The organism is Microcystis sp. M113S1, assembly GCF_020246945.1.
Lineage (GTDB): Bacteria > Cyanobacteriota > Cyanobacteriia > Cyanobacteriales > Microcystaceae > Microcystis.
In genome coordinates this window covers 1-10,319 of sequence record NZ_JADBSA010000206.1, presented here as the reverse complement: position 1 = coordinate 10,319, position 10,319 = coordinate 1, and the positions used below count along the sequence as shown (strand labels likewise).

Below are 10,319 nucleotides of genomic sequence, written 5' to 3'. Positions count from 1 at the left end.
TGACTTCGTTTCTCAGGAATTGAGAGCGGCCGAAGACCCGGAATTTGAAACCTTCTACACTAAAAATATTCTGCTTAACGAAGGTCTGAGAGCTTGGATGGCTCCCCAAGACCAACCCCACGAAAACTTTATCTTCCCTGAGGAGGTTCTCCCGCGTGGTAACGCTCTCTAATATCCCTACCGCTACCGGTCGTGACCAAAGTTCCACCGGCTTCGCTTGGTGGTCCGGTAACGCTCGTCTTATCAACCTCTCCGGTAAACTGCTCGGCGCTCACGTCGCCCACGCCGGTTTAATCGTTTTCTGGGCTGGGGCAATGACCCTGTTTGAAACCGCCCACTTTATCCCCGAAAAACCGATGTACGAACAGGGTTTAATCCTGCTTCCCCACTTAGCTACCCTCGGTTTTGGGGTCGGTCCTGGTGGTGAAGTAGTCGATACCTTCCCCTACTTCGTCGCTGGTGTTCTGCACTTAATTTCTTCGGCTGTACTCGGTTTTGGTGGTATCTACCACGCTATCCGCGGACCGGAAACCCTAGAGGAATACTCTAATTTCTTCGGTTACGACTGGAAAGACAAAAACCAAATGACCAACATCATCGGTTATCACCTGATTCTCTTGGGTTGTGGTGCGCTGTTGTTGGTATTTAAAGCCATGTTCTTTGGCGGTGTCTATGATACCTGGGCTCCCGGTGGCGGTGATGTCCGCATCATCACCAATCCTACCCTCAACCCCGCAGTTATCTTTGGTTATCTGACCAAAGCTCCCTTCGGTGGCGAAGGCTGGATTATCAGCGTCAACAACATGGAAGATATCATCGGCGGTCACATCTGGATTGGCTTAATCTGTATCGCTGGCGGTATCTGGCACATTCTCACCAAACCTTTTGCTTGGGCGCGTCGCGCTCTCATCTGGTCTGGAGAAGCCTATCTGTCCTACAGCTTGGGCGCTCTTTCCATGATGGGTTTTATCGCCGCCGTTTACGTTTGGTTTAATAACACCGCCTATCCCAGTGAATTCTACGGTCCCACTGGCATGGAAGCTTCCCAAGCTCAAGCTTTCACCTTCTTGGTGCGTGACCAACGCTTAGGTGCTAACGTCGCTTCTGCCCAAGGCCCCACCGGTCTAGGTAAATACCTGATGCGCTCTCCCACTGGCGAAATCATCTTCGGTGGTGAAACCATGCGTTTCTGGGATTTCCGCGGTCCCTGGTTAGAACCCCTCCGTGGTCCTAACGGTTTAGACCTCGACAAAATCAGAAATGACGTACAACCCTGGCAAGTACGCCGCGCGGCTGAATACATGACCCACGCTCCTTTAGGTTCCTTGAACTCTGTAGGTGGCGTTATCACTGACGTTAACTCGTTTAACTATGTGTCTCCTCGCGCTTGGTTGGCTACCTCTCACTTCACCCTCGCTTTCTTCTTCCTGATTGGACACCTCTGGCACGCTGGACGCGCTCGCGCCGCCGCCGCTGGTTTCGAGAAAGGAATTGACCGCGAGACTGAACCCGCATTGGCAATGCCTGACCTCGACTAATTTCCCTTAGTTCGATGGCAGCGGCTCCCGTCTAGTTGGCGGGAGCCTTTTTGTTGTTAATATTAGACATCGACATCCTCAGACTAAATCCGTTGAGTATAGGTTACTTATGAGGAAATAGATAAACTACTCCTGCCCGCTTACGCTGAGGCGGGAGTTTTCAGCGGACCCTGAATCATCCCCATCCAGAAGACAGGAAAGACCCGAACCGCAAGGCTGGTTTATAGCAACCTTACCAAGAGCGGCCATAAGCTTTTACGCATTTAAGTTACATTGACAGCATTACCCTTATTTTTAAGCTTTCTACTCCATTTAATAATCAATCCCCCTTCATTTAAAAGCTGATTGACTACTTTTTCCAGTTCTTCTTTATTTTCAAATTCTCGATTAGCTATGTATTCTTTAGCGGAATGCCACAATAATTCTATTAGGTTGTAATCTGGACTATAAGCTGGTAAAAACTCTAGCCTAATATTGGGCAACTCTTTTTCCACCTGCTCAATAACATCTTTCTTTTTGTGATAACTAGCATTGTCTAATATAATGATAATCTTAGGTCCCTTTTCTCGAAAATCTTCGGGCAGATTTCCCAAGTTTATCCATTCTTGACGAATCTCTTCATGAAGTTTCTTTAATTGTTCATGGAAAGTTTCTGAATTTCCTTTTTTGCTCATAAAACAGACTCGTTTTTTATCATTATGTCCTAAGGCTCCCATCACATTTACTCTTCCTCTTTTTCTTTGACCGTTCACTTTTTTTCGCTTTCCTTTTTTTGTCCAAGCTCTCCTTCTTATTACTCTCAAACTAAATCCACACTCATGAGGGGAACCCTGTGGCGACGCAGGTTCGCCACCTTGAAAGCCCCGTCCCAAAACCATACCTGAATTGACTCTGGCTTTTCTTTGGCTAACTTTAAATATTCATCTAATTTTTCTTTAAATGCTTTTCTTAATTCCTTGTCTTGCTTATCTTCTCGACTATATTTCGCCCAGATATACACATACTTTTTTCTTCTCAATATTCTTCTCACTGGCGAGCCACTCAGTTTAATTCCTGTTTCCTTTTCTAGATGCTCTGCTAATCTTGCCGCTGTCCATCTCCCGAATTCATATCCCAATTCCTTCGGGTCTTCATCAACTATTTTCAATAGTAAATTAATATATTCCTCTGGGGCTTTTTTATGATTTCCATTTTTTCTCCCATCTTCTAGACTTTCTAAATTGTTAGGATCGCCATGAACACACCAAGGGGCGACTGTTTTGAGTGAACAGCCAATAAACTCTGCTATTTCTCGTTGAGTTTTTCCGTCGTTTAGCAAGAGAAACATTAAAATTCTTTCCCTAACTTCTGCTCTTTCTTCTTCTTTAAGAGCTTTTTGTCAGTTTTTCTTTTCTTCTAAATCTAGGAAATCTTTGGCTGGCATAAGTAGGACTTTTCTAAAGTTACTATAGCAATTCTCTAACTTATGAGGTACAGTAGCAACAGTGAGTAAACCAATTGCGAATATCTTTTTGAGTAACTTGTAACATAGCCGATTCAATCCCTTCTATTAAGTCTTTGTAAGTTCTCGCCTTCAGTTTTCTTAACATCGCTTTCACTTTTGACCAAAAGTTTTCAATATAGCAAATAATGGGTTATTTAGGACGCTTTCAATTTTCAAACTCTTATCTGAACAGGGTTTCAGCGATGGATTGTCCTAAGCACCTTGGTCTTTGCTATAGGAGAGAAGTCGGGAGAATAAGGAGGTAAATAGATCAGTCTAGCTTTTTGTTGTTCGATTGTTTCTCTGACCATTTCTCCGAGATGAATCTTGGCGTTATCCATGAGCAGACAGTCTCCTTCTTTAATTTTTGGCAGCACTTCCTTCAGAATAAATCCTTCAAATGTTACCGCATCTACTGCACCATATATATTGACTGATGCGACAACTTTTTCTAAGCTTATGGCACTAATTATTGAAATATTTCTCCCTCTTTTTTGTGGTTTTCTTCCTCTGGCTCTTTGACCAATTAAGGCTCTAGCATAGAGTCTCAAAAGGGCTAAATTTACCCCCAATTCATCGATAAAAATTAGTTTTGATGCCTCAATTTCCCTTACTTGGGACCAGTATTCCACTCTTTTTTGCTGTACCCTTTCACTTTCTTTTTCCGCCGCGTGTAGTGTTTTTTTTTGAAACTGTACTTGAGTTTTTGCGTAAGCCGCCCCAAGGGGGCTCTACTGACTTTCACCTGTGTCTTTTCATACAGTAAGTCCGATAATTCTTCGAGAGTTGCATCATTGTTAGCTTCGATGATTTCTATTAAAATTATCAGTTGTTCACTATTTAACTTGGTTGGCGGAGTTCCCCCTTGCCGACGCGGACGGATATCTCCTGTTTCTTTATGTTGCTTCAATAACTTCTGAATAAAGCTCTTAGCCACGTCAAATCTCTGGGCTAGTCCTCGAATGGAAATTTTTTCTTTCTTCCAGACATCGATAATTTTTTGGCGAAAATCTACGGAATAAGGTCTCATAGGAAGCTGACGAGTTCTATTATTTGTCTATTTGCTCTCTATTGTACCTCATGGCTCAAAGAATTGCTATATATGTTGTAGGACGGGGTGATATACAGAAAGTTGACCCATATCGTTACCCCAGAGAGTGTTATATAGAAAGTTTTCGCATAATATGTAGTTGGGCTGCTTCAAATCTCGGTTGAGGCAGTTCACTTAAGTTATCTGTAGGTGTTCAAGGTTTCGGAATGTTGTCCAGATTAAGTTCACACATCACAATCACTCATGCAACTTGATACTAATTCAATCCAAGCCGCAGGATATGCTTTGATGGATGATGCACAAGCCATGCTACTTTCTGGCAATGCCAAAGCGGGTATGGATCACGTCATTCTTGGTATGAGGGAGATCAAGAATCGTTATCCTGCCACCGAGTGGAGAGATTTTGCCCAGACCACATTTCTCGGTCATCCCGTAACCCAACTGATTCATCAGTGTCCGTTTACTTACCACTCTTTCAGCAAGCCACGAGGCTATGCTGGAGATGCAGAATTACTCGATTTTATCTACGGGTTCAAGCAGCCATCCCAAAATCTAGCGACCCTTGGTAGAGAAATTCTTGAACATTGTGTGAATAGTCCAATATCTAGCAGTGTCAAAGCGAGGAAGGATGTGTTAGCCAGAACGATCGATGATGTTGCGTCTGAGGCAACACACCCAACTCGGATTCTCTCTATTGCTTGTGGACACTTGCGAGAAGCCAAAGAATCTGTAGCAGTTCAAGAAGGAAGCATTGGTCAGCTTGTTGCCTTTGACCAAGATCCTCTATCGCTTGAGGTCATTGATCGTGAGTTTGACAATGGTTCTATTCAGACGATTCGAGGTTCAGTGACAACGTTAGTTCGACAAAAGCAATCCTTTGAGAATCTAGATTTAGTTTATGCAGCAGGGCTGTACGACTACTTATCACAACCATTTGCTACACGATTGACTAAGATAATGTTTGATATGCTGCGGACAGGAGGGAAACTACTGGTCGCTAATTTTATTCCCGATCATCGAGAAGTTGGATACATGGAAACATTTATGCAGTGGCAGCTCATTTATCGTACTGAAAGTCAGTTAGCGAATGTAGCTAAAGAGATTTCAGCTTTAGAGATAGCGAACAAACGGACTTTCTTTGAAGACAACGGCAATATTGCATTCCTAGAATTAGTCAAAGCTTGAGGTTTTGGTTTGTGAATAAACCTTTTGTATTAGAGAGCAGAATTAGTTGCGCCGTAGAATCAGCAGCCCAACACGGCGTTGGAGCGGACAATTAGGAGATATTGGTGCTGAGTTCGAGTCGGTTGATTGCCGCTCAACTCTGACGTTAGACAGCCGTAGGGTGCGTTCCCTAATGTGACTCCTGCTGCTCCAGCGATCGATTTTGGGGAACGCACCATGCACATTGATTGAAGCTGTGAGTCTAAATGCAATGCCGCCCTTGTGGGCCTAGTTGGGGAATGTTAGCGAAGATTCCCCATGTTTAGGTTAAAATAGAGGGGCAAAAGTTGCAACGGGGTCAGGACAATGACAGTTAATCAACTCCGCTACAGCAAAGAAGAATTCGCCCGACGTGGTAATGAGATTTATCAATCTCAGGTGCGCCACCAAGTCGAGGAAGGCAATCATGGGAAGATTGTAGCCATAGATATCGAAACAGGGGCTTTTGAAGTAGCAAAAGACAGCCTCACAGCTTCCGATCAACTTTTAGCCCGATTGACCGATGCTCAAATTTGGTTCGTAAGAATCGGACATCGAGCAGTTCATCGAGTCGGTTTGATTGGGGCAAATTTATTTCAATGATTAATCAACTCTACGCCTGTTTTTGCACAATCTTCTCACTCAATTCTAGGAAGGTGGGACAATATTAGATTAATTACTAATAACTTAATATCTTATAGAGTTTTTCAAAAAGCCTGAGTTGGGTCAATGATCAGGAAACCTAACTATTTTCTAACCAAACGATTAGGAAACAGTTATGTTATGATTTTCAGAGTAAGCCGGAGATGATAAGACACCATGAAAAATCGCATCTTTACTGTTATTTTGTACAAAGAAGATAATATGTACATTGCTGAATGTCCAGAAGTTGGCACAGTAGATCAAGGAGAAACAATTGAGCAGGCGATTGCTGGATTGAAAGAAGCCACACGGCTTTACCTAGAGGAATTTACCTTACCAGAAACATCCCCTAGATTTGTGACCAGTATTGAGGTTAGTTATGCCTAAGCTGCCACGAATCTCTAGTGGGGAGGCAATTAGATCTCTTGAACGCTTAGGCTTCGAGCAAGTTCGTCAAACAGGTAGCCATGTTGTGATGAAGAAAGAAACCGAAGAGGGCAAAATTGGTTGTGTTGTCCCTTTACATCGGGAATTGAAGGTTGGTACATTAAGTGGAATTCTGAAACAAGCCCAAGTCACAGTTGAAGAGTTCATTGAAAATCTGTAAAGTCTGACAAATCACTGCACTCGACGTGATCCCCAAAATATTTAGTCCCCCCAGAGAACCCCCTTGAGCCACATAGCACACTTTTCTTTTTTTGTCAAATTTTATGTTAAGAAAGATGTAGCTAATGGATAGGGGGACTGTCAAAGATTAACCGTCTTCGTATTCGGGGATTCTTTCCTTTTTCTTCTCGGTGATATTGACGCGGGGGGGATTGTAATCCGGTTCCACGTCATCATCCCACATATCATCCTCGGCCTTATCCTCGTAATCGTCGTACTGAGGACGAGAAAAGCTTTCTGTGCGTTCTAACCGCGCCTCTCCCCAGTTATCTTCTTCTTCCTCGTATTCTTCCTCATAATAACGAGCTTCGGCCCGTTTTTGCGGTGGGGGAGTGGCACGCAGGGGTTCTTTTTCCCATTCGTCCTCGTTCCAGCGTTCTTCCACGGGTTTAGCTGACTCCACAGGAGTGCGGAGGGGAATACCCGTACCTAACTGATTTTCCGGGCGAGCAGCGGGGGTATAATAAGCTTCTTCTTCTTCTCTTTCCCAGGGGGGACGACCAATACCCAAACGTTCCAAAACTCCCACACTAACTTGGGTGAGACGTTCCTCGGCCCCTTCAAAGACGATTAAGCGATTCGGACCGCTGCTAACCACTTCTTCAATGGCAATTTCGTAGGTGCTGATCAATTGTTCGGGGATAAGAGGTAATCCCAGGGAAGCGATGATAATAGAATGCAATTGACCACTAAGGGGATCAAATTGATAATCGCGGACTTTGCCTAAAGGTTCGCCGGTTTCCGTGATCACGTCACTACCGATTAAGGGAGTATAAGCATCGATATCGACGGATTCCAAGACGTTATCATCTTCAACGAGAACCACGTCTCCTGTCTGACTGATGCTCGATAAATACATATATTGGGGCATTCCCGACAGGGAGAGGATATTATCGCGGAGTCCGAGGGCAACCACTTCTCGTTGATCGATATCTACTAGGATATCTTTAACAACGCCGAGTTTTTTGCCTGTATTGCGAGTGATAACCTGTGTATTTAAAAATTCTGAACGTAAGCGACTATTCTCTGTGATCATTTTTTCCTATGGGTAGGCGTTAGAGCGTGGGAATACGAATTATTGTAGGCTTAATATATAGGGCGAAATTGAGGGTTAATTTACCGATATTAGCTTAGATCTTAAAGTTCCCTGAGATTAACACTTTTTTTGGCCTTGTTTGGGCGATAGTTTTGGGTGATAGATAAGGTTAAACCCATTTTAGCTAATTCTTTACATTTTTTTAGTAACAACAAAGCAGGAGCTAGAGAGAAACTCCCTTGGCTCCTGCTGCCTAGATTCTGATTACATAGTTAAAGACTGCACCTCAGTTTCGATCAGTTTAGCCAAGTCTTGCAGGAAGGAGGCTGCATCGGCCCCGTAGATGACTCGGTGGTCACTGGTGAGATTAACCGTCATCTGTTTTTGCACTCCGAATAAACCATTATTGTGGACGACGATTTGGGGACGGGAAGCGCCCACTGCCAGGATTGCACCTTGGTTGGGAGGTAAGATAGCGGTAAAGCGGTCAACTCCGAACATTCCCAGATTAGAAATGGTAAAAGTACCGCTATTGTATTCTTCCGGTTGCAGTTGTTTACTGCGAGCGCGATCAACTAAATCTTTCCAACTGCGGGATAGGGAATAGATATCCATCTGGTTAGCAGAGCGCAAAACCGGCGTAATTAAGCCACCATCGGGCATAGCTACGGCTACGGCCACGTTAATCGCCCCGTGGTATTGGATTCCTGCGTCGCTATAGCTGGCATTAACTATAGGATGTTTAGCGAGGGTGTTGGCTACTGCTTTTGCTAACAGGGCCGTCATGGTGACACCCTTAGATTTTAGCTGTTGATAGAGTTGATCCAGTGGGTCGGTGGTGATAGTGTAGCCCACTTGGAAGGTGGGAACCTGTAGGCTAACCGACATATTCTGAGCCACGGCTTTTTGCAGAGTGGTGAGGGGAACAGTCCGACCGACCGGAGCGCTGGCCGGAATCGGGGCTTTAGGAGCCGCTACAGGCACGCTGACGGGTTGCGGGGGAGTAATGACGGGAGCGGGGACGGTGCTGACTTTTCCTGTCGCTTTTTCTACGTCTTCGGCGGTAATTCGTCCGTGGGGACCGCTACCCACTAGGGTTTTCAGCTCCACTTTTAATTCTTTAGCCAGTTTTTTGGCCCTGGGAGAGGCGACTAAACGGCCATTATCTTTAACGGCGGCGACGGGGATCGAAACGGGAGGCGGAGCGATTTCTGGGGTCTCTACGGGCTTGCTAGGGGCGGCAGCGGCGGTTTTTCCCTGAGCTTTAGCTAGTTCAATTTCCGCTTCAGTTTCGGCAATATAGGCGATCGCTTCCCCTACGGGTGCTTCTTGGCCAGCTGCCACTAAAATTACAGCGAGATAGCCATCATAAAACGATTCTACGTCCATGTCGGCTTTGTCGGATTCGACCACTAACACCGTTTCCCCTTTGCTGACTTTTTCCCCGGGGGACTTCACCCAAGAAACTATTTTTCCTTCGGTCATGGTGGAACTGAGCGCGGGCATGAAGATATCTCGAATCATGGTGGAGTGCTTCTATCTCTAATGTTTTGAGCCATAGGGCATTTTACCACAGTTGATGGGGTGTGGGGCTTTTCAGTAATCAGTGAGGAGTAAACAGTAATCAGTGAGGAGTAAGCTCCGAACTTGTCACTTAATACTATTGACTGAAAACTCACATCTGGTAACTGGTAACTGATAACTGATAACTGATAACTGATTACAGATGGAAAAAGAGAAGGGAAAACAGCCCCTTCTCCGTCGTATCTAGACAAAAATTGTTCTAGTTGCCAACATGGACAGGTTGTGCTTGCAGAGATTCGACTAAACCGCGCACGGCTGCCACCATAGCCACTTCATTATCCAATTGATTGATCGCCGAACCAACACCGATACCGGCCGCTCCAGCAGCGATCGCCATGGGGGCGGTGACAATGGATAAACCAGAAGCGCAGAGGACGGGAACCTTAACCGCATGGGAAATAGCGTGGGCTGCCGCTAGAGTCGGGGCAGCTTTTTCAATCAGTCCCAAAATACCGGCGTGAAGGGGTTGACTGCTAGTGCCGCCTTCGGTTTGAATAATGTCAGCACCCTGACTAACTAAAGCTTCCGCTAGTCTCACCTGTTCATCGAGGGGCAGCAGATGGGGAACTGTCACAGACAGGGTTATTTCGGGCAGTAAGTCGCGAGTTTGACGGGTTAGGGCTAAAACTTCCGCAGCCTCAAAAATGCGTCCTTGAGCATAAAAACTATCGAAATTACCGATCTCAATTAAATCGGCCCCGGCCGCCACTGCCATCACCAACAATTCTGGCTCGACAGCCGATACACACACGGGTAAATTTGTCAAGGCTTTTACCGCCCGAATTAGGTCAGCATTAGCGGCAATATCGACAAAAGTTGCTCCTCCGGCGGTAGCGGCTTTAACTACTGAGAGAACCTGTGAGCGATCGAAATTATTTAACCCACTGATCACTTTCAGGGCATGACGACGGGCGAAGGCTTGCTGTAAGGTAAAATTGATCATCGAAAATTTTGGGTCTGAAACCCCGTCGTTTCACGACGGCTTTACCGTTAAATACTAGCGCATTTACCAAATATATGCTAAAATGTGAGACATGGAAAAAGCCTATTCGTTTCGATTTTACCCCACACCCGAACAAGAGTCGCTATTGCGGCGCACTTTGGGCTGTGTAAGAT

The 10,319-nt window shown here is 45.2% G+C and carries 10 protein-coding genes and 2 pseudogenes; 7 read left to right on the top strand and 5 right to left on the bottom strand.

The window, feature by feature from the left end:
- Together IM319_RS10590 and psbC are read left to right on the top strand one after the other, a co-directional pair.
- Window positions 1-172, top strand: a 172-nt coding sequence (locus IM319_RS10590) for a photosystem II protein D2 (RefSeq protein WP_271931852.1), incomplete at its 5' end; no start/stop codon positions are given.
- Window positions 156-1,538, top strand: coding sequence for a photosystem II reaction center protein CP43 (gene psbC / locus IM319_RS10585; RefSeq protein WP_287076143.1), 1,383 nt, complete (start codon window positions 156-158; stop codon window positions 1,536-1,538). The genes IM319_RS10590 and psbC, both read left to right, overlap by 17 nt.
- Before the next feature lie 263 nt (window positions 1,539-1,801).
- On the opposite strand, the pseudogene IM319_RS10580 reads toward psbC, so the two are convergent.
- Window positions 1,802-2,961: pseudogene (locus IM319_RS10580) on the bottom strand (IS630 family transposase).
- Between the two features lie 40 nt (window positions 2,962-3,001).
- Window positions 3,002-4,051, bottom strand: a pseudogene (locus tag IM319_RS10570) (IS630 family transposase).
- 264 nt (window positions 4,052-4,315) lie between these two features.
- Here IM319_RS10570 and IM319_RS10565 point away from each other — a divergent pair.
- The 4 genes from IM319_RS10565 (at window position 4,316) to IM319_RS10550 (ending at window position 6,524) form a co-directional block, all read left to right on the top strand.
- Complete coding sequence (locus tag IM319_RS10565; protein WP_287735555.1) at window positions 4,316-5,257, top strand: class I SAM-dependent methyltransferase; 942 nt, start codon at window positions 4,316-4,318, stop codon at window positions 5,255-5,257.
- 345 nt (window positions 5,258-5,602) lie between these two features.
- Window positions 5,603-5,878, top strand: coding sequence for a hypothetical protein (locus tag IM319_RS10560; RefSeq protein WP_149107377.1), 276 nt, complete (start codon window positions 5,603-5,605; stop codon window positions 5,876-5,878).
- A gap of 216 nt (window positions 5,879-6,094) precedes the next feature.
- Window positions 6,095-6,304 (top strand): type II toxin-antitoxin system HicB family antitoxin, encoded by a 210-nt coding sequence (locus IM319_RS10555; RefSeq protein ID WP_002734849.1) that lies wholly within the window; start codon window positions 6,095-6,097, stop codon window positions 6,302-6,304.
- Window positions 6,297-6,524, top strand: coding sequence for a type II toxin-antitoxin system HicA family toxin (locus tag IM319_RS10550; protein WP_016514648.1), 228 nt, complete (start codon window positions 6,297-6,299; stop codon window positions 6,522-6,524). The genes IM319_RS10555 and IM319_RS10550 overlap by 8 nt, the downstream gene beginning before the upstream one ends.
- 147 nt (window positions 6,525-6,671) lie before the next feature.
- Here IM319_RS10550 and IM319_RS10545 read toward each other — a convergent pair whose 3' ends face one another.
- From IM319_RS10545 to IM319_RS10535, 3 genes are all read right to left on the bottom strand, one after another.
- On the bottom strand, window positions 6,672-7,619 hold the full coding sequence (locus IM319_RS10545) for a PRC-barrel domain-containing protein (protein WP_287735554.1): 948 nt from the start codon (window positions 7,617-7,619) through the stop codon (window positions 6,672-6,674).
- 264 nt (window positions 7,620-7,883) lie between these two features.
- Window positions 7,884-9,143 (bottom strand): dihydrolipoamide acetyltransferase family protein, encoded by a 1,260-nt coding sequence (locus tag IM319_RS10540; protein ID WP_286825269.1) that lies wholly within the window; start codon window positions 9,141-9,143, stop codon window positions 7,884-7,886.
- Between the two features lie 259 nt (window positions 9,144-9,402).
- Window positions 9,403-10,146, bottom strand: a complete 744-nt coding sequence (locus IM319_RS10535) for a DUF561 domain-containing protein (protein ID WP_286825268.1) — start codon at window positions 10,144-10,146, stop codon at window positions 9,403-9,405.
- Window positions 10,147-10,237: 91 nt separating this feature from the next.
- On the opposite strand from IM319_RS10535, the gene IM319_RS10530 reads away from it, so the two are divergent.
- The coding region (locus tag IM319_RS10530) for a helix-turn-helix domain-containing protein (protein ID WP_287674144.1) at window positions 10,238-10,319 on the top strand (82 nt) is incomplete at its 3' end.

Coding starts and splice junctions, on each gene's coding strand:
- IM319_RS10535 (WP_286825268.1), bottom strand. CDS start 10,146: ATGATCAATTTTACCTTACAGCAAGCCTTCGCCCGTCGTCATGCCCTG.
- IM319_RS10540 (WP_286825269.1), bottom strand. CDS start 9,143: ATGATTCGAGATATCTTCATGCCCGCGCTCAGTTCCACCATGACCGAA.
- IM319_RS10565 (WP_287735555.1), top strand. CDS start 4,316: ATGCAACTTGATACTAATTCAATCCAAGCCGCAGGATATGCTTTGATG.
- IM319_RS10560 (WP_149107377.1), top strand. CDS start 5,603: ATGACAGTTAATCAACTCCGCTACAGCAAAGAAGAATTCGCCCGACGT.
- IM319_RS10555 (WP_002734849.1), top strand. CDS start 6,095: ATGAAAAATCGCATCTTTACTGTTATTTTGTACAAAGAAGATAATATG.
- IM319_RS10545 (WP_287735554.1), bottom strand. CDS start 7,619: ATGATCACAGAGAATAGTCGCTTACGTTCAGAATTTTTAAATACACAG.
- IM319_RS10550 (WP_016514648.1), top strand. CDS start 6,297: ATGCCTAAGCTGCCACGAATCTCTAGTGGGGAGGCAATTAGATCTCTT.